Source organism: Aeromicrobium panaciterrae (assembly GCF_039537165.1).
Lineage (GTDB): Bacteria > Actinomycetota > Actinomycetes > Propionibacteriales > Nocardioidaceae > Aeromicrobium > Aeromicrobium panaciterrae.
This window is the reverse complement of the sequence record NZ_BAAAZZ010000002.1, coordinates 506,390-523,884: the sequence shown is the minus strand read 5'-3', so window position 1 is coordinate 523,884 and position 17,495 is coordinate 506,390. Positions and strand designations below refer to the sequence as shown.

17 protein-coding genes are annotated in these 17,495 nt (G+C 67.7%); 8 read left to right on the top strand and 9 right to left on the bottom strand.

Annotation, left to right across the window (positions count from 1 at the left end; translation table 11 throughout):
- Nucleotides 1-50 precede the first annotated feature (50 nt).
- Together gluQRS and ABD683_RS03035 are read right to left on the bottom strand one after the other, a co-directional pair.
- Nucleotides 51-923: a tRNA glutamyl-Q(34) synthetase GluQRS gene (gene gluQRS, locus ABD683_RS03040; RefSeq protein ID WP_344767182.1), complete on the bottom strand. Its 873-nt coding sequence runs from the start codon at nucleotides 921-923 to the stop codon at nucleotides 51-53.
- 4 nt (nucleotides 924-927) lie between these two features.
- The gene (locus ABD683_RS03035) at nucleotides 928-1,710 is read right to left on the bottom strand and encodes an O-methyltransferase (protein WP_344767181.1); all 783 of its coding nucleotides are present in this window, start codon (nucleotides 1,708-1,710) and stop codon (nucleotides 928-930) included.
- 28 nt (nucleotides 1,711-1,738) lie between these two features.
- Here ABD683_RS03035 and sigE point away from each other — a divergent pair, with 28 nt between their 5' ends.
- Together sigE and ABD683_RS03025 are read left to right on the top strand one after the other, a co-directional pair.
- Nucleotides 1,739-2,305: an RNA polymerase sigma factor SigE gene (gene sigE, locus ABD683_RS03030; protein ID WP_344767179.1), complete on the top strand. Its 567-nt coding sequence runs from the start codon at nucleotides 1,739-1,741 to the stop codon at nucleotides 2,303-2,305.
- A gap of 23 nt (nucleotides 2,306-2,328) precedes the next feature.
- Complete coding sequence (locus ABD683_RS03025) at nucleotides 2,329-3,147, top strand: anti-sigma factor family protein (RefSeq protein WP_344767177.1); 819 nt, start codon at nucleotides 2,329-2,331, stop codon at nucleotides 3,145-3,147.
- Between the two features lies 1 nt (nucleotide 3,148).
- On the opposite strand, the gene ABD683_RS03020 is transcribed toward ABD683_RS03025, so the two are convergent.
- Nucleotides 3,149-3,478, bottom strand: coding sequence for a sec-independent translocase (locus tag ABD683_RS03020; RefSeq protein ID WP_344767175.1), 330 nt, complete (start codon nucleotides 3,476-3,478; stop codon nucleotides 3,149-3,151).
- Between the two features lie 9 nt (nucleotides 3,479-3,487).
- Nucleotides 3,488-4,627, bottom strand: coding sequence for an Mrp/NBP35 family ATP-binding protein (locus tag ABD683_RS03015; RefSeq protein WP_344767173.1), 1,140 nt, complete (start codon nucleotides 4,625-4,627; stop codon nucleotides 3,488-3,490).
- A 75-nt stretch (nucleotides 4,628-4,702) separates the two neighbouring features.
- Here ABD683_RS03015 and ABD683_RS03010 point away from each other — a divergent pair, with 75 nt between their 5' ends.
- The 4 genes from ABD683_RS03010 (at nucleotide 4,703) to ABD683_RS02995 (ending at nucleotide 8,802) form a co-directional block, all read left to right on the top strand.
- The gene (locus ABD683_RS03010) at nucleotides 4,703-6,385 is read left to right on the top strand and encodes an ABC-F family ATP-binding cassette domain-containing protein (RefSeq protein ID WP_344767171.1); all 1,683 of its coding nucleotides are present in this window, start codon (nucleotides 4,703-4,705) and stop codon (nucleotides 6,383-6,385) included.
- A gap of 72 nt (nucleotides 6,386-6,457) precedes the next feature.
- Nucleotides 6,458-6,889: a hypothetical protein gene (locus ABD683_RS03005; RefSeq protein ID WP_344767169.1), complete on the top strand. Its 432-nt coding sequence runs from the start codon at nucleotides 6,458-6,460 to the stop codon at nucleotides 6,887-6,889.
- A gap of 305 nt (nucleotides 6,890-7,194) precedes the next feature.
- Nucleotides 7,195-8,475, top strand: a complete 1,281-nt coding sequence (locus ABD683_RS03000; RefSeq protein ID WP_344767167.1) for an HNH endonuclease signature motif containing protein — start codon at nucleotides 7,195-7,197, stop codon at nucleotides 8,473-8,475.
- Between the two features lie 87 nt (nucleotides 8,476-8,562).
- Nucleotides 8,563-8,802, top strand: coding sequence for a hypothetical protein (locus ABD683_RS02995; protein ID WP_344767165.1), 240 nt, complete (start codon nucleotides 8,563-8,565; stop codon nucleotides 8,800-8,802).
- Nucleotides 8,803-9,001: 199 nt separating this feature from the next.
- Here ABD683_RS02995 and ABD683_RS02990 read toward each other — a convergent pair whose 3' ends face one another.
- Together ABD683_RS02990 and ABD683_RS02985 are read right to left on the bottom strand one after the other, a co-directional pair.
- The gene (locus ABD683_RS02990) at nucleotides 9,002-9,541 is read right to left on the bottom strand and encodes a DUF1003 domain-containing protein (protein WP_344767163.1); all 540 of its coding nucleotides are present in this window, start codon (nucleotides 9,539-9,541) and stop codon (nucleotides 9,002-9,004) included.
- Entirely contained in the window at nucleotides 9,534-10,805 is a 1,272-nt protein-coding gene (locus ABD683_RS02985; RefSeq protein ID WP_344767161.1) for a magnesium transporter MgtE N-terminal domain-containing protein, read from the bottom strand. Before ABD683_RS02985 ends, ABD683_RS02990 begins: the two co-directional genes overlap by 8 nt.
- A gap of 99 nt (nucleotides 10,806-10,904) precedes the next feature.
- Between ABD683_RS02985 and ABD683_RS02980 the strand changes: the two genes are divergently transcribed.
- Nucleotides 10,905-11,330, top strand: coding sequence for a host attachment protein (locus ABD683_RS02980; protein ID WP_344767159.1), 426 nt, complete (start codon nucleotides 10,905-10,907; stop codon nucleotides 11,328-11,330).
- 44 nt (nucleotides 11,331-11,374) lie between these two features.
- Nucleotides 11,375-13,573 carry a thiamine pyrophosphate-dependent enzyme gene (locus ABD683_RS02975; RefSeq protein WP_344767157.1) on the top strand — a complete coding sequence of 733 codons (2,199 nt, stop codon included), beginning with the start codon at nucleotides 11,375-11,377 and terminating at the stop codon, nucleotides 13,571-13,573.
- 60 nt (nucleotides 13,574-13,633) lie between these two features.
- Here the strand turns inward: ABD683_RS02975 and ABD683_RS02970 are convergent, their stop codons facing one another.
- The 3 genes from ABD683_RS02970 to ABD683_RS02960 are packed head-to-tail and all read right to left on the bottom strand — an operon-like array spanning nucleotide 13,634 to nucleotide 17,429.
- Nucleotides 13,634-15,943, bottom strand: a complete 2,310-nt coding sequence (locus ABD683_RS02970; protein ID WP_344767156.1) for an FdhF/YdeP family oxidoreductase — start codon at nucleotides 15,941-15,943, stop codon at nucleotides 13,634-13,636.
- Nucleotides 15,940-16,380 carry a hypothetical protein gene (locus ABD683_RS02965; RefSeq protein ID WP_344767155.1) on the bottom strand — a complete coding sequence of 147 codons (441 nt, stop codon included), beginning with the start codon at nucleotides 16,378-16,380 and terminating at the stop codon, nucleotides 15,940-15,942. The genes ABD683_RS02970 and ABD683_RS02965 overlap by 4 nt, the downstream gene beginning before the upstream one ends.
- Nucleotides 16,381-16,385: 5 nt before the next feature.
- Nucleotides 16,386-17,429 (bottom strand): alpha/beta hydrolase, encoded by a 1,044-nt coding sequence (locus ABD683_RS02960; RefSeq protein WP_344767154.1) that lies wholly within the window; start codon nucleotides 17,427-17,429, stop codon nucleotides 16,386-16,388.
- Between the last annotated feature and the right edge of the window lie 66 nt (nucleotides 17,430-17,495).

Below are 17,495 nucleotides of genomic sequence, written 5' to 3'. Positions count from 1 at the left end.
TTCGTGAAATTTCTTGTTCTCTCAGGATTTCTCCCACGATCGGCCCCGAGTCACGTCGGCGGTACGAACACCCACGGTTGGTGTGGCATCGACGCGGGATCGTACGTCGCCAGCAGGTCGCCCGGAGTGGACGCGCTGAGGCCGAGCGACTGGGCGATCAGCGCGAGCACGTCGACGCCGAGTGCGCTCAGCTGTTCGCGGGTCACCGCGCCGTCCCGCTTGGCAAGCCGCCTGCCGTCGGCGTTGAGCGCCAGCGGCACGTGGACGTACGTCGGAGGTCGCGCACCCAGCAGCGTCGCCAGGTAGGCCTGACGTGGTGCCGACGCGAGCAGGTCGTCGCCACGCACGACCTGGTCGACCCCCTGGTGGATGTCGTCGACCACGGCCGCGAGGTTGTAGGCGACCACGCCGTCGCCGCGCCGCAGCACGAAGTCGTCGACGACACCCTCGTAGGTCCCGTGCAGCTCGTCCTCGACGACGAACGTCGACACGTCGCTGCGGAGCCGGACTGCCGGAGGCCGTACTGCGGCTCGTTCGGCCCGTTCGAGCTCGGACAGGTTGCGGCAGGTTCCGCGATAGACGCCTGGCGGCTCGTGCGGCGCCGACGGGGCCTCGAGGATCTCGCGCCGGGTGCAGAAGCACTCGTAGACCAGCCCGCGACCGCCCAGCGACGCGAGCACGGCGTCGTACAGCCGCGATCGCTCCGACTGCCGGACGACGGGACCGTCCCAGTCGATCCCGATCGCGGTGAGGTCGGCGAGCTGCCGCTCCTCGGCACCCGGTCGTACGCGATCGAGGTCCTCGACCCGGATCAGGAACTCGCGTCCGGTGCGGCGAGCGTGGAGCCAGGCGAGCACGGCGGTACGCAGGTTGCCGATGTGCAGGTCGCCCGACGGTGACGGGGCGAATCGGCCGGCGGCCACCGGATCAGACGAGCTGAGCGGCCAGCAGTCCGTCGCCCACGGGCAGCAGGATGCTGCGGAGTCGCTCGTCGTTGGCGACGTGTTGGAGCAGCTCACGGATCGCGGCGGTCTCCGGGTCACGCTGTGACGGGTCGGCGACCCGGTCGTGCCAGAGGGCGTTGTCGAACACGATCACACCGCCGGGGCGGACGAGGCGCAGGGCCTGGTCGAGGTATTCGCCGTACTCGACCTTGTCACCGTCGAGGAAGACCAGGTCGTAGGCAGCATCGGTGAGCCGCGGCATGACCTCGAGCCCGGCGCCGGCGATGAGCCGGAACCGCTGGGGTGCGAAGCCCGCCTCGGTGAACACCTCGCGGGCGATCCGCTGGTGCTCCGCCTCGAGGTCGACCGAGGTCAGCACGCCGTCGGCCTGCATGCCCCGGAGCAGGCAGAGCCCGGAGACTCCGGTGCCGCTGCCGATCTCGACGATCGCCTTGGCGCCGATCGTCGAGGCGAGGAAGGTCAGCATCGCGCCGCCACCCGAACCGATCGGCACGACACCCACGTCGACGGCACGCTGTCGTGCCGTCGCGAGGTGATCGTCCTCGGGCCGGTAGTGCTCGGCGTACGCCAGGCTGGCTGCGGTGGTGATGATCGGCTCCTCGCGGCTGGATGTCGTGCACCCAGCGTAGTCGTGCGGGGCGCCCGGGTCGGGGAGGCTGCACCCTCGACTTGCGCCGTCACTTTGGAGGGAACAGTCAGGCTGTTCTGTGCGTTCTCTCAGGTGAAGGGTCAACGATCTAGGCATGACTCCGCTTCACACGGAAGAAGATGACGTGAGCACCGCAACCCTCGAGTGGACCTCGTCCGACTGGGCGAGCATCGTCGCGGAGCATTCTGCGCGCGTCTACCGGCTGGCCTACCGTCTCACCGGCAACCGCCAGGACGCCGAGGACCTCACGCAGGACGTGTTCATCCGGGTCTTCCGCTCGCTCGACACGTATGAGCCGGGCAACTTCCCGGGCTGGTTGCACCGCATCACGACCAACCTGTTCCTCGACCGCGTACGCCGCAAGTCGCGTCTGCGGATGGACAACTTCGGCGAGGGTGCCGAGGACCGGTTGCTCAGCGCCGAGGTGCTGCCCGAGTCCGCCGTGCACGACGCCAACTTCGACCCTGACATCGAGGCCGCTCTGGCCTCGCTGTCCGACGAGTTCCGTGTCGCGGTCGTGCTGTGCGACGTCGAAGGGTTGTCGTACGAGGAGATCGCCGGCGTGCTCGGCATCAAGCTCGGCACCGTCCGCTCCCGCATCCACCGCGGCCGTACGCAGCTGCGTGCCGCCCTTGCCCACCGTGCGCCCCGCAAGGGTCGCACCCGTTTCGTGGGACCCCTCGGCGTCTGATGGCGGCGCACCTCGGAGCCGACGTGGCAGCGTACGTGGACGGACAGCTGTCGTCGTCGGCGATGCGCGCTGCCTATCAGCACCTCGAGACGTGTGACACCTGCTCCAAGGCCGTCCGCCAGCAGCGGTTGCTGAAGTCGCGCATGAGCACCGTCACGACCCCCGAACCTCCTGCCGAGCTGCTGGCCTCGCTGGCGGGCCTCGCCGCCCAGCCCCCGACTCACCCGTCGCTGTGGGAGCGCATACGCCGCTCGGTCCCGTTCCGTGCCGGGATCGTCGTCGCCGGAGCCTCGATCGCCGTGATGGTCGCCGCCTACGCCGTGGGTGGCGCCGACGACAACACCAACGGCGACAAGATCTCGCCGCCGTTCGACCGCTACGCCGCTGACTTCTTCGGCGCCACGGCAACGCAGGCCGGCGCCACGATCAGCGACACCAAGCTTGACGACCTCGACCGCGGCGGGTGGCCGTGCAAGGCACGGCTGGCGGGTGATCTCGACCGTACGTCCGGCGCCTGGGCCGAGGACGCCGTGGCGCTGAGCTACTCCAACGGCACCGCCAAGCTCAACCTGTTCGAGCAGACCGGTGTGCTCGACCAGGCGAGCCTGCGCGGGTTCGAGCCGTCACGCATCGGGCGCTCCGACGTATGGGTCCGCGAGGGTTCACCCAGGCTGGTGACGTGGGACGCAGGCGGGGTGGTCTACACGATCGTCACCGACGCCGACCAGGGCCGGGTCGCGCAGGCAGTGGCGGAGCTTCCGTGGGGAAGCGGTGACGAGGGCCCCGTCGACCGCGTCGGCGACGGACTCGCCAGGATGACCGCCTGGTTGTCGGCCGCTTGAGTCAGGTCGACTCGGGGTCGTAGGGCGGCGCCTCACCGGGCCGCAGGATGCGTGTCTCCCTGACCGGTGCGGGCGTGGTGTCACCGAGCCCACCGTCCTCGAGGAAGTTCTTGCGCACGACCTCGCGCGGGTCGAGGTCCTTGAGGCTCATCTGCGAGAAGTCCTCGCCGAGCTCCCTGCCGAGGTCGTTCTTGGCGTTCTCGGCCATCTGGCGCACCGTGCGTACGAATCCGCCGAACTGGCGTGCGAGGTCAGGCAGCTTGTCGGGGCCGAACACCAGCATCGCCACCATGGCGATGACCAGCATCTCCGGTACGCCGATGCCGAACATGGGTCAGGCCTAGAGCCGGCCGGCCGGTGCCAGGCCGAGCTGCATGCCGGCCAGACCGCGCGAGCGGCCACTGAGCTGGTCGGCGATCGACTGCAGGATCTTGGCGGACTCCGAATCGGGATCGGACTCCACGATCGGCTGGCCGCTGTCGCCGCCCTCGCGGAGCTTCTCCTCGAGCGGGACCTGGCCGAGCACGCCGACCTCGTAGCCGAAGCGGGCCGTGAGGGTCTCGGCGACCGTGGCCGCTCCGCCCGAGCCGAAGATCTCCATGCGTTCGCCGCTGGGGAGCTGGAGGTAGGACATGTTCTCGATGATGCCGACGACGCGCTGGTGCATCATCGACGCCATGGTCCCGGCGCGCTCGGCGACCGATGCGGCAGCGGGCTGGGGAGTCGTCACGACGAGCACCTCGGCGTTGGGCAGGTGCTGGCCCAGGCTGATCGCCACGTCACCCGTACCGGGCGGAAGATCGAGCAGCAGCACGTCGAGGTCGCCCCAGTAGACGTCGCTCAGCATCTGCAGCAGCGCCCGGTCGAGCATCGGCCCGCGCCAGGCGACGACCTGCTTCTTGTCGGGCTTGAGCATGCCGATGCTGATGACCTTCATGCCCTTGACGGGCACCGGCATGATCATGTCCTCGACCTGGGTCGGTCGGAGGTCGCCGACACCGAGCATGTCGGGGATCGAGTGGCCGTAGATGTCGGCGTCGATGATGCCGACCTTGAGACCGCGGTTGGCCATGGCGAGCCCGAGGTTGACCGTGACGGTCGACTTGCCGACACCGCCCTTGCCGGACGCGATGGCGAACACCTTGGTCAGCGAGCCGGCCTGGGCGAAGGGGACCTCGCGCTCGGTGTGGCCGCCGCGCAGCATCTGCTGCATGCTCTTGCGCTGTTCGTCGTTCATGACACCCATGTCGACGACGACCGTGACATCGGGCGCGACGGTTGCGACCGCTGCGGTGATGTCGCGGTTGAGGGTGTCCTTCAACGGGCAGCCGGAGACCGTGAGCAGCAGCTTGACCGTGATCTCGGCGTCGGTGATCGTGACACCGTCGACCATCCCGAGGTCGGTGATCGGACGCTTGATCTCGGGGTCGTTGACGGTGCTCAGGGCCTCGCGGACCTGTTCTTCGGTGACGGCTGCCATGTCCCCATCGTACGTGGGGGACCCCGGGAAGGACGCTGAGTATGGCCTAACCCCCGATCCTGAGAGACTGCGGCGATGGGACACCTCGACCTGAACACCATCGGCTACACCCTCGCCGACGGCCGACCCCTGCTCCGGGACGTCAGCCTGCGGGTCGGCGAGGGCGCCAAGGTCGCGCTGATCGGTCCGAACGGCAGCGGCAAGACCACGCTCACACGCATCGCCACCGGCGACCTGGATCCGCACGAGGGTGCTGTCACGATCACCGGCGGGCTCGGCGTGATGCGTCAGTTTGTTGGTTCATTGCGTGATGAGTCGACCGTACGAGATCTGCTCATCTCCGTGGCGCCGAAGCCGATACGCGATGCGGCGGTCGAGGTGGATCGCACGGAGCTGTTGATGATGGAGCGCGACGACGAGGCCGACCAGCTGGCGTACGCGCAGGCTCTCGTCGACTGGGGCGACGCCGGCGGCTACGACCACGAGGCGACGTGGGACATGTGCACGATGTCGGCGCTGGGCGTGCCGTTCCAGAACGCGCAGCACCGACAGGTGACGACGCTGTCGGGCGGTGAGCAGAAGCGCCTCGTGCTGGAGGCGTTGCTGCGCGGCCCCGAGCAGGTGCTGCTGCTCGACGAGCCCGACAACTACCTCGACGTGCCGGCGAAGCGATGGCTCGAGGACCAGCTGATCGAGACGCCCAAGACCGTGCTGTTCGTCAGCCACGACCGCGAGCTGATCGAGCGGGTGGCGAGTCGTATCGCCACGCTGGAGCCCGGCGCCGCCGGCAGCACGCTGTGGGTGCATCCCGGTCGCTTCTCGACCTACCATCAGGCTCGCCTCGACCGCAATGCCCGGCTGGAGGAGCTGCGGCTCCGCTGGGACGAGGAGCGGGCCAAGCTCAAGGCGCTGGTGCTGATGTATCGCCAGAAGGCGACGTTCAACGACAGCATGGCCTCACGGCTGCAGGCGGCCGAGACACGCCTCGCCCGGTTCGAGCGTGACGGACCGCCGGAGGCTGTCCCGCTGGCCCAGAACCTGCGCATGCGGCTCGACGGCGGACGTACGGCCAAGCGCGCGATCATCGCCGAGCAGGTCGAGCTGACGGGACTGATGCAGCCGTTCGACCTGGAGATCTGGTTCGGCGAGCGGGTCGCGGTCCTGGGCTCGAACGGTTCGGGCAAGTCGCACTTCCTGCGTCTTCTGGCTGCCGGAGGGTCGCGTCCTGATCTTGAGCACGAGCCGGTCGGTGACGTCGTGCCGCCGCCGGTCGCCCACACGGGAATGGTTCGGCTGGGGTCGCGCGTACGGCCGGGGTGGTTTGCGCAGACGCACGAGCACCCGTCCCTGATGGGTCGCACGCTGCTCGAGATCCTGCATCACGGTGACGGGCACCGTAAGGGCATGGGCCACGAGGGGTCGGCCAGGGCGCTCGACCGGTACGGCTTGGCTCGCGCCGGCGACCAGGTCTTCGAGCAGCTCTCGGGCGGCCAGCAGGCGCGGCTCCAGATCCTGCTGCTCGAGCTGTCGAACGCGACGCTGCTGCTGCTCGACGAACCGACCGACAACCTCGACCTCGAGTCGGCCGAGGCGCTGGAGGATGCGCTGGCGACATTCGAAGGGACCGTCGTGGCCGTGACCCACGATCGGTGGTTCACACGCGGCTTCGACCGATTCCTGGTGTTCGGCGCGGATGGCCGGGTCTACGAGTCGGACGAGCCGGTGTGGGACGAGTCGAGGGTCGTACGAAAGCGCTGAACGCCGTCGCGAGGGACCCGGGGTCGGGCATGATGTCCTCACCGGCGAACGAGGGGCGAGAACATGATGGGCATGGGCGCGTTTGAGGTGTGGATCCTCGTTGCTGTCGCGTTGTTGGTCGTGTTGGTGCTGTTTGGCGGCCGCACCTACGACGTCGCCGACGAGACGATCGTGCAAGGGATCTCGTGGGAGGCCGCCGACCAGGTGCTGTTCCGCGAGCTGGCCGGGGTTCGTGGCCTTCCACTCGTGGAGGCCCACGCCGGGAGCTACACGCTTGCGCAGAAGTACCGACCCGCATGGGCATATGCGGCTGCCGTGGTGCTGTTCCCGTTCGGACTCATCTTTCTGCTGATCAGCCACGAGGACCGGGTGCAGGTCAGTCTTTCTGCGCACTCGTCCGGGTGCCGACTCCGGATGGTCGGGCGCGCTCGACGTCGCGACGTCGAGCGAATCGCGATGCGCATCCAGCGCGTGCTCCCCGTTCCGGATGTGTTCGTCCGCTGACGGTCTCGTCACTCGTGCAAGCACATCGCCGTGCAGGCGGGTGCGGGTCGGCGTGACCTACGTCGTCCGGCTCGCGTTCGTGTGTGGTGGCGTTGTTTTGGCAATGAAGGGCCGCGGGATTTGGGGGTGGTTGGTGACACGCTGCGGCCTCCGTTACGTAGTTCCACACCCTTGTGTCGTCCGGCGAGTTGTCCACAGGTTTTCACTGTGATTTCAGTGAAATAGTTGGGTTGTCCTCTTGCCTGCAGCGGTCAGTTCCGGGTAGAATCGAACAAACGTTCCCATACATCGACCGGGGGGTCCAGATGCTGATCGAGCAGCTTGAGTCGTTGACCGACGACCTCGCCGCGCTCGAAGCATGGACGCTCACCGGTTCTGAGGTTCGTGAGGTTGCGATCGCTCTGCAGAAAGCCCGCACCACCATGGACGCCGCGTTGACGCGTGTTGCGGGCGCAGCAGATGACATGGGTCTCGCCACCGATGATGGGGCGACCTCGACCACCGCGTGGTTGGCCAACCTCACCGGCATCCACAAAGGCGAAGCAGCCAAGCTGGTCGGCCTGGCGCGTGTCACCACCGAGTTCACCGGTGCTGCGTGGATGCGCGGTGACGTCACCACGGAGCAGGCGGGTGTGATCATGAAAGCCATCCACGCGCTTCCTGAGTGGGTCGGTGACGAAGAACGCGCCGACGCCGAACAACACCTGATTGAGCTGGCCAGCGACCACAACCTTGACGACTTGAAGCGGCTCGCCAACCACGTCATGGAGGTCATCGACCCCGACGGTGCTGACGAGGTCCTGGGCAAGAAGCTCCAGGCCGAAGAAGCCCGCGCGTGGGACGCCACCCGGCTGACGATGCGTCGTTGTGGTGACGGCACCACCGACGGCAGATTCAAGCTCCCCGACGCCGACGCCGACGTCCTGCAGGCTGCGGTCGAAGGGATCATCGCCCCCAGACGGTCCAGCATCAACGAGACCCGCCACGGTGTCGACGACTTCAACACCCTGCCCCGTGCCCAGCGGATGGGTTTGGCGTTCACCGAGCTGCTCAACCACCTGCCCACCGAGTCCCTGCCCAAAGCTGGTGGTCTCGCCGCCACCGTCGCGGTCACGATCGACATCGACGACCTCCGCACCGGCCAAGGTGTTGCGACCAACACCTCCAACACCACCATCTCCGCAACCAAAGCCCAGCGACTGGCGTGCAACGCCCACCTCGTCGCCCTCTACTTGGATTCAGAATCGCGAGTGTTGGATCACGGCATGACCAAACGACTCTTCGACCGCCACCAACGGTTGGCCCTCGCCGTCCGCGACCAAGGCTGCGTCTGGCCCGGCTGCGACCGACCACCAGCCTGGTGCGAAGCACACCACCTCAACGCCTGGTCCGAAGGTGGACCCACCGACCTCCACCAAGGTGCCTTGTTCTGCCACTTCCACCACTTCAAACTCCACGAAGGCGAATGGCTCGCCCTGATGGCCGACGACGGCGTCGTCGAAGTCATCCCACCAAGGCGCATCGACCCAGATCAGGTCCCACGTAGACACGCCAGATTCACCAAACAACAACCCCGCGCCGCCTGACAGACAGCAGGGCAGGTGAACACAAGCGGGCTTGGCGCAAATATCCCAATGGCTGACGGCGAGAGATATTCGCCCTAGAGTGCTCGGATGAGTAGTTCATTGCTTGTACTCGTCCTGGTAGCCATTGCAGTTGCACTGTTTGCCTGGTGGCTCTTGATGCTGATTGAGGCGCTCAAGACTCCGGCGGCGCAGTGGAAGGCTGCGGGCCAGAGTCAGGTTGTGTACGTGATTCTCATGGTGGTTCTCGGCGTCATCGGCACGATCCTCTACATTGCTGTCCCCCGGTCGCAACTGCGGAGCGTGGCTCCTTCCTCACCAACTGTTTAGCGAGCCTCTACCGGGGCCCCTCAGGTTGACTAGGTGTATTGGGAGTTTGCGGGCTTGGCAGTCACCGCCACAGGGTGGCCACGTATTTGTCATCCCGTCGAAGGTCTCTCTGATGACTGACAAGCGCTAGTGGGCTGCTCGCGGACTGCGGGCCTATTGCCCTCCAGCACCCAGCTCAGGCGGTTGTCGAGAGCGCGTGTCAGCTCTTGGGTGCTGGCTTCTTGGGCTTGACCGGCTCTGGCTCCGGGTCGGGTTCATCGTCGGACTTGCCGAGGTCTGCGAGCAGCCCGCGGAGCTCACCGCGCAAGAAGTCGCGGGTGGCCACCTCGCCGAGGCCCATGCGGAGGCTGGCCACCTCGCGGGCGAGGAACTCCATGTCGGCGTGCGACTGGGCGTTGGACTCGCGCTCCTGCTCCTGCGTGACCCGGTCGCGGGCCTCCTGGCGGTTCTGGGCCAACAGGATCAACGGCGCGGCGTACGAGGCCTGCAGCGACAGGATCAGCGTCAGGAAGATGAACGGGTAGTCGTCCCAGCGCCAGCGGTCGGGACCGTACGGGGAGTTCCAGGCCAGCCAGATGACGATGAAGATCGTCATGAAGGTCAGGAAGCGGGCCGTGCCCATGAAGCGGGCGAACGTCTCGGCGAACCGGCCGAAGCGTTCCGGGTCGGAGTCGCGGCGACGACGGAGAGACCGCCGCACCTCGCGAGGCTGGTCGAGACGGGGGCTGCGCTCAGCCATGCGTGACCACCTCCGTGCCGTTCTGTGCGGCGTCGTCCTGCTCGCGCCAGCCTTCGGGCAGCAAGTGGTCGAGCACGTCGTCGATGGTCACCGCCCCGAGCAGGTGTGCGTTCTCGTCAACGACGGGAAGCGCGACGAGGTTGTAGGCGGCCAGCAGGTTGGCCACGTGCTCGAGGGACGCGTCAGGACGCGGCCAGTCGATGTCGTTGTCGACGATCGAGCCGACCAAGGTCGACGGCGGCTCGCGCAGCAGGGCCTGGAAGTGTACGACGCCCAGGAATCGTCCGGTCGGCGTCTCCAGCGGAGGACGGCAGACATAGATCATGGCGGCCAACGCCGGGATGATCTCGGGCTCGCGGAGCCGGGCGAGCGCTTCGGCGAGGGTGGCATCGGGCGGCAGCACGACCGGCTCGGTCGTCATCATGCCGCCGGCGGTGCGCTCCTCGTACGTGAGCAGGCGGCGTACGTCCTCGGCGTCCTCCGGCTGCATCAGGCCGAGGAGGTGCTCTGCGCCCTGCGGGGACAGCTCGCCGAGAAGGTCCGCCGCGTCGTCGGGGTTCATCTCCTCGAGCACGTCGGCCGCCCGATCGGGATCGAGGACACCGAGGATCTCGACCTGGTCCTTCTCGGGCAGCTCCTCGAGGACGTCGGCGAGGCGTTCGTCGTCGAGCTCGGCGACGACCTCCATGCGGCGCTTGGGGTTGAGGTCGCGCAGCGCGTTGGCGAGGTCTGCGGGCCGCATCTCGTCCATCGTGGCGAGCAGGTGGGTCGCGCCCTGGCCGGCTTCCTCGCCGCCCAGACCCTTGACCTGGTCCCACTCCAGCACCTGCTGGGCCCCGCGACGGCCGAACCGCTTGCCGCCGGCTTGGACCGCGATGTCGCTGATGTGCCAGTCGCGGCGCGAGTCCTGTTCCATGGCAAGGTCGTAGACCGTGGCGGAGCTGCCGTCCGGAAGCGTCACCGTACGGTCGAACAGCTCGTGGATCGCGAGGGTCTCGGTGCGGCGCTGCTCGAAGCGACGAACGTTCAGCACGCCGGTCGTGATGATCTGGCCGGAGTTGACCGACGTGACACGCGTGATCGGCAGGAACACCCGGCGACGGCCGAGCACCTCCACGACGATGCCGAGGACACGGGGTCGCTGCGTGGCCGAGCGTACGGCGACCACCACGTCGCGGAGCTTGCCGACCTGGTCTCCCGAGGGGTCAAAGACAGCCTGCCCCACGATGCGGGACAGGAAGACGCGACCGGGCGTTGCACTCACGCCTGAGACCTTACCGCCGTGGGGTACGTCGGCCGCGTTGCGCTTGTCCGCATCGATGGGCCCGCCTACCGTCGAAGGAACACAGACTCAGGAGGCGCGATGAGCACTGGTTGGGTAGTGGTCGCCGATTCGGCACAGGCACGGATCCTGGAGTACGACAAGGAGAAGCTCGAACCCGTCGAGGAGTTCGACCACCCGGCGAGTCGTGAGCGCGGCCGCGACCTCATCGGCAACAGGCCCAACCAGAACCAGCACAACATGGAAAAGACCCGCAAGGGCGAGGAGCACCAGAACCTCCGCGACGACGAGTCCAAGAAGTTCGCGAAGCAGCTCAGCACGTACCTGGCGAAGGCTCATTCGCAGAACCGGTTCCGCCGGCTGGTGCTCGTGGCAGACCCGAGATTCCTTGGAATGCTGCGCCACGAGCTGGCAAGCCCGGTCGCGGCGTGTGTTGCCACCAGCATCGACAAGAACGCCGTACGCATGAAGCCCCAGGAGCTCACGGCGCTGGTCGCCAAGGGCTGAGCACGTCCCTGTCGGGCACTCGGCCGCCGTGCCAGACTGGTCCGATGGTGTTGGAGTCAGTCGACGACCACTTCTCGAGAAAGCTCCGTACGAGGACGCCGCGTGAGCGCCCCGCGACACAGCATGACGGCGGCGGGATCGCCGATCCGGAGCGGCTCCTGACGTACTTCGACGCCCAGCTCGAGAGCCGGCACCTCGACTTCGCCATCCGTTGGCTGCAGACGCAGGGCCACGCCTACTACACCATCGGCTCGGCGGGCCACGAGAGCAATGCCGCCGTCGCGATGGCGCTGCGACCAACTGATCCGGCGCTGCTGCACTACCGGTCCGGTGGTTTCTACGCCGCCCGGGCGCGACAGGTCGAGGGCTCGACGCCGGTCGAGGACGTGCTCAACAGCGCCACGGCATCCATGCTCGACCCGATATCGGGTGGCCGGCACAAGGTGTTCGGCAGCGTCGACCTCAACATCATTCCGCAGACCTCCACGATCGGCTCGCACCTGCCGCGGGCGTTCGGCCTGGCCTTCGCGCTCGGGCGTTCCCGCGATGCGGCGATGACACCGCGGTGGGCGTTCGACTCGGTCGTCGTGTGCAGCTTCGGCGACGCCTCGGCCAACCACTCCACCGCCGTCGGTGCGCTCAACGCCTCGGCCTACTGCGCGCACCAGGGCGTACCCCTGCCGATCCTCTACGTGTGCGAGGACAACGGCATCGGCATCAGCACCAAGTCGCCCGCCGGATGGGTCGAGCGGTCGCTGCAGTCACTGCCTGCCATCGAGTACGTCGCCGCCGACGGCACCAGGCCGGCCGAGCTGCTGGCCACCGCCCAACACCTCGCCGATCGCGTACGAGCCGAACGTCGGCCTGCGATCCTCCACCTCAAGACGGTGCGTTTCATGGGTCACGCCGGCTCGGACGCCGAGATCGCCTACCGGACGGCTCGCGAGATCGAGGACGAGTACGCCCTCGACCCGCTCGTCGCGACCGCCGAGGAGCTCATCGACGCCGGGGTGATCACGGTCGAGGATGCGGTGGGTCGCTACGAGGACGCCCGCGAGCGGGTCATGGAGTCCGCCAAGAGCATCTCGAAGGTGCGTCGGCTCTCCTCGTCCCGGGCGATCACGTCACCCATCACGTCCCGGGCGGAGGTCGCGACGCCGACCGCGACGGCGGAGCGACGTGCACTGGCCTTCGGCACACGTTGGCCGGAGTCGGAGGGTGAGCTCACGCTGGCGCAGACGATCAACGCCACGCTCAAGGACACCCTCGCAGCTCGGCCCGAGGCACTCGTGTTCGGCGAGGACGTCGCCAAGAAGGGTGGCGTCTACGGCGTCACCCGCGGGCTGCGCAAGTCCTTCGGCGCGAAGCAGGTCTTCGACACGCTGCTCGATGAGCAGACGATCCTCGGCACCGCGCTCGGGTCGGCGCTGGCAGGGTTCCTGCCGATTCCCGAGATCCAGTACCTCGCCTACCTCCACAACGCGGAGGACCAGCTCCGCGGTGAGGCCGCGACGCTGAGGTTCTTCTCCAACGGCCAGTACGCCAACGGGATGGTCGTGCGCGTCGCCGGGCTCGCCTACCAGAAGGGGTTCGGCGGCCATTTCCACAACGACAACTCGGTCGCGGTGCTGCGTGACATCCCGGGCGTCGTGCTCGCCGTGCCCAGCCATCCAGGCAGTGCCGCCGGGCTGTTCCGCGAGTGCCTCCAGCTCGCCGCCGAGGGGCGCGTCTGCGTCTACCTCGAGCCGATCGCGCTCTATCACCGCCGCGATCTGCACCAGGGCGACGGCGCCTGGCTCGCGCCGTATGCACCGCCCGGCGAATGGGGCGATGAGCACGGCTCGGAGCTGGGGCAGGTGCTCACGATCGGCGATGGACCAGACGTCCTCATCGTGACGTTCGGCAACGGTGTGCCGATGAGCCTGCGAGCCACGCCGGTCCTCGCCGAGGACGGGATCCTCACGACGGTCCTCGACCTCCAATGGCTGTCGCCGCTGCCACGCGAAGAGCTCGTACGCATCGCGATGCTGTTCGACCGGGTGCTGGTGGTCGATGAGACCCGGGAGAGCGGCGGCGTGTCGGAGTCAGTGGTCACGGCGCTGATCGATGGCGGCTACGCCGGGGTCGTCCGTCGCGTCACCAGTGTCGACAGCTTCATCCCGCTCGGACCGGCCGCCGACCACGTGCTGTTGTCGGAGAACGACATCGTCGGCGCAGCCCGAGCCCTCGTGCTCGACGACTAGGAAAGGTGCGTCGGCTCGGGGCGTGACTTGTGGTGGTCGTCGGGCGCCGACATCGTCCTGTTAGGCCTGCAACGGGGCCGTGCGTCGTCCCTGACCGTGCGGAGCCAGTCTGATGACGACCGACTTCGACGTCGGGGTGTTGCTCCCGGTCGCGGTCGAGTCGAGGGGCACCAGCGGGTTGGTCTCGGGGTAGTAGGCGGCAGCCGAGCCGCGCGGGGTGTCGTAGGCGACGATGCGGAACGACTCGGCGACGCGTTCGATGTCGTCGCCGTCCCAGCGTGCGACCAGGTCGACGACATCGGCGTCCTGGAAGCCCAGCGTGGTGATGTCGTCGGGGTGCACGAAGACCACCCGGCGCCCGTCCTCGATACCGCGATAGCGGTCGCTGAGACCGTAGATCGTGGTGTTGAACTGGTCGTGGCTGCGCAGGGTCTGCAGCAGGAGGTGGCCGTCGGGGACCTGCAGGACCTCGAGGGGGGACACCGCGAACTCGGCGAGCCCGGACCTCGTGTGGAACTCCCGCGAGTCGCGCGGGGGATGAGGGAGCACGAAGCCGCCGGGTCGGTCGACCTTTGCGGAGTAGTCCTCGAAGCCCGGGACGACGCGTGAGATGTGCTCGCGGATGAGCCCGTAGTCATCGCCCATGCCCGACCAGTCGATCGGGCTGTCGGGCAGCGTCGCCTGCGCGATGCCGGCGATGATCGCCACCTCTGAGCGCAACATCGGGCTCGCCGGCTCCAGCGGTCCGCGGGAGGCGTGCACCGACGACATCGAGTCCTCGACGCTGACGTACTGCTCACCCTTGCTTGAGACGTCCTTCTCGGTTCGGCCCTTGGTCGGCAGGATCAGCGCCGTCTCGCCGCACACCAGGTGTGAGCGGTTGAGCTTGGTCGACACCTGGACCGTGAGCGCCGCGTTGCGCATGGCGTCGATCGTCACGTCGGTGTCGGGCGACGCATGGATGAAGTTGCCGCCCATGCCGACGAACACCGATGCCTCGCCATCACGAAGTGCGCGGATCGAGTCGACGACGTCGAGGCCGTGCGCACGGGGCGGGTCGAAGCCGAACTCCTCCTGCAGCGCGTCGAGGAAGTGCTCGGGCGCCCGCTCCCAGATGCCCATCGTGCGATCACCCTGCACGTTGGAATGACCTCGTACGGGACACAGCCCCGCGCCACGCTTGCCGATGTCTCCACGCGCGATCGCCAGGTTGACGACCTCCTTGATCGTCGCGACGGCGTTGCGGTGCTGGGTCAGGCCCATGGCCCAGCAGTAGATCGTGGCGTTCGAGCCGCGAATCATCTCGGCGGCTTCGGTGATCTGCGCGCGGGTCAACCCGGTGGCGTCCTCGACGACCGTCCAGTCGACGGCGCTGACGTGCTCTGCCCACGCGGCGACACCTGTGGTGTGCTGCTCGATGAACTCGTGGTCGATGGCGTCCCAGCCGACCAGCAGCGAGCCGATCGCCTGGAACAGCGCGAGGTCACCATTGATCTTGACCGGCAGGTGCAGGTCGGCGAGGTCGGTGCCCTTGCCGACGAGTCCGCGAGGCTTCTGCGGGTTGCGGAAGTTGACCAGCCCGGCCTCGCGCAGCGGGTTGATCGAGATGATCCTGGCGCCGCGCAGCTTGGCCGTCTCGAGAGCCGACAGCATGCGGGGATGGTTGGTGCCCGGGTTCTGACCGGCGATCACGATCAGCTCGGCGTCGTAGATGTCGCGCAGGCTGACGCTGCCCTTGCCGATGCCGATCGATTCAGCGAGCGCGACGCTGGTCGACTCGTGGCACATGTTGGAGCAGTCCGGCAGGTTGTTGGTGCCGTACGCCCGGACGAACAGCTGATAGAGGAACGCGGCTTCGTTGGAGGTGCGCCCGGACGTGTAGAAGATCGCCTCGTCGGGCGACGTGAGTGCGGTCAGGTGCTGGGCGATCAGCGCGAAAGCATCGGCCCACGCGATCGGCTCGTAGTGGGTGCCGCCGGGCCGCTTGACCATCGGATGGGTGATGCGGCCCTGCTGCCCCAGCCACATCTCGTCGTGCGAGTCGAGCTCGGCGATGCTGTGGCTGGCAAAGAACTCGCTGCCGGCACGTTTCTTGGTCGCCTCCTCCGCGACGGCCTTGGCACCGTTCTCGCAGAACTCCGCAGTGTGCCGGTGCTCCGGGTCGGGATCGGGCCAGGCGCAGCTCATGCAGTCGAAGCCGTCAGCCTGATTGAGCTTGCGCAGCGTCTTGGCGGTGTTCTTGACACCCATCTGTGAGACCGCACGCTGGAGCGCGACTCGTACGCCGGTGACTCCCGCCGCCGCGTTCTTGGGGTCGTGGACCTCGAGCTCTTCAACTCCGCCTTTGTCTCCCTCGCTGCGCGCGCTCATGAGCGGGACAAATGCGGAGATGTACGGGGGAGCGAGCTGCTGACATCGGCGGCCAGCGTGACCGTGCCGGTTGGCACGAGGCGTACGACGACCGACTCGCGAGCCCACCGCTCGATTGCATGGTCGCCGTCGGTGATGTTGAGCCGGCCACCCTTGAGCGTCTCGGTGACGACGTCCCAGTGCTCTGACCCGGGCGTGACGACCTCGACCCGCGCCTCGGCCTCGGCGACGAGCGCGCGCGTCGCCTTGCTGCGCAGCGAGAGCGTGACGGTCTGGTGCTTCTCGATGTCGGGAAGCGGCTGCTCGGTGCCACCGGCGACCACGCAGACGGCGTCGCCGACCCATTCGTGCCAGACGGCGTGGGTGTGTCGGGCGTAGGTGACCCAGACCAGCCCGGACTTCTTGGCGAGGTCGGCGATCAGGTCAGTGGGGGGCACGGTGTTCAGCGTACGGCGGCGGTCTTGGCCTCGCGAGACTTGTGCGTCGCCACACGCGACGCCGGTGTCAGCGCGGCCTCCTGCTCGGCGAGACGTTGCACGAAGGCGCCGATCTCGTCGATCGCCACCCGAGCCTCGGGGAGCCACGATGCGGCCGCCTGGAACACGTGCACCTGGCGGTCCCAGACCTGCAGGTCGCAGGGGACGCCGGCCGAGACGAGTCGGTTGGCCATCAGCTCGGCGTCGGCCATCAGCACCTCGCGCGAACCGATGTGGATCAGCGCGGGGGGCATGTCGCCGAGCGGCATGTCGACGGGGCACGTACGCGTGCCGGCGATGCCGCGACGAGTGTCCATGCGCAGAGCCACATCGCTGAGCCTGGCGACGGCGTTCATGGGGAACAGCTGGCAGCGGTCGGCGTTGCGATGACCCTGCTTGCCCGTCGGGTCGAAGTCGAGCAGCGGCGAGATGGCGACGACGCCGGCGGGGCGGCCCCAGCCCTCGTCCATCACGGCGCGGGCCACACTGAACGCGAGGTAGCCGCCGGCAGAGTCACCGGCGATCGTGATGTTCTCGGCCTTGTAGCCGCGATCCATCAGCCAGCGGAATCCGTCGACGCCGTCGGCGATCGACTCGGTGATCGGCTCGTAGGGCATCTGGCGGTAGCCGACGTTGAGCACGGGCTGCTTGGACGCATACGAGATGCGCGAGACCAGGCGGCGATGCGTGTTGAGGCCACAGGTGAGGAACGCGCCGCCGTGGAAGTAGAGGATCGCTCCCACGGTGCCGTCAACGTCGACGCCCTTGGCCTGGAGCCATTCGCTCGTGCAGTCGCGCAGCTCGACCGGGCGCCACTTGGTGCCCTCGTGGAGCGGGAGGAGGCGGGCGACCTGGTCGACGACATTGGGCGGGAACACGTCGAACGGCAGCCGGGCCCACAGGCCGAGCAGTGGCCGGACGCTGTGGCGAAGGCCGAAACCGAGGACCTTGGACTGGATGCTCGCGCCGCGGAAGAACTGCGGTTCGGCCGCCAGGCTCAGATGTGCCATGCCCGTCGCTCCCTTCGACAGCTCAACAAGCTCCGCTTGTCTCAACATCATGTTTACCGAATGTTT

Coding starts and splice junctions, on each gene's coding strand:
- ABD683_RS03035 (WP_344767181.1), bottom strand. CDS start 1,710: ATGCCTAGATCGTTGACCCTTCACCTGAGAGAACGCACAGAACAGCCT.
- ABD683_RS03020 (WP_344767175.1), bottom strand. CDS start 3,478: ATGTTCGGCATCGGCGTACCGGAGATGCTGGTCATCGCCATGGTGGCG.
- ABD683_RS03015 (WP_344767173.1), bottom strand. CDS start 4,627: ATGGCAGCCGTCACCGAAGAACAGGTCCGCGAGGCCCTGAGCACCGTC.
- ABD683_RS03010 (WP_344767171.1), top strand. CDS start 4,703: ATGGGACACCTCGACCTGAACACCATCGGCTACACCCTCGCCGACGGC.
- ABD683_RS03005 (WP_344767169.1), top strand. CDS start 6,458: ATGGGCGCGTTTGAGGTGTGGATCCTCGTTGCTGTCGCGTTGTTGGTC.
- ABD683_RS03000 (WP_344767167.1), top strand. CDS start 7,195: ATGCTGATCGAGCAGCTTGAGTCGTTGACCGACGACCTCGCCGCGCTC.
- ABD683_RS02995 (WP_344767165.1), top strand. CDS start 8,563: ATGAGTAGTTCATTGCTTGTACTCGTCCTGGTAGCCATTGCAGTTGCA.
- ABD683_RS02990 (WP_344767163.1), bottom strand. CDS start 9,541: ATGGCTGAGCGCAGCCCCCGTCTCGACCAGCCTCGCGAGGTGCGGCGG.
- ABD683_RS02980 (WP_344767159.1), top strand. CDS start 10,905: ATGAGCACTGGTTGGGTAGTGGTCGCCGATTCGGCACAGGCACGGATC.
- ABD683_RS02975 (WP_344767157.1), top strand. CDS start 11,375: ATGGTGTTGGAGTCAGTCGACGACCACTTCTCGAGAAAGCTCCGTACG.
- ABD683_RS02970 (WP_344767156.1), bottom strand. CDS start 15,943: ATGAGCGCGCGCAGCGAGGGAGACAAAGGCGGAGTTGAAGAGCTCGAG.
- ABD683_RS02960 (WP_344767154.1), bottom strand. CDS start 17,429: ATGGCACATCTGAGCCTGGCGGCCGAACCGCAGTTCTTCCGCGGCGCG.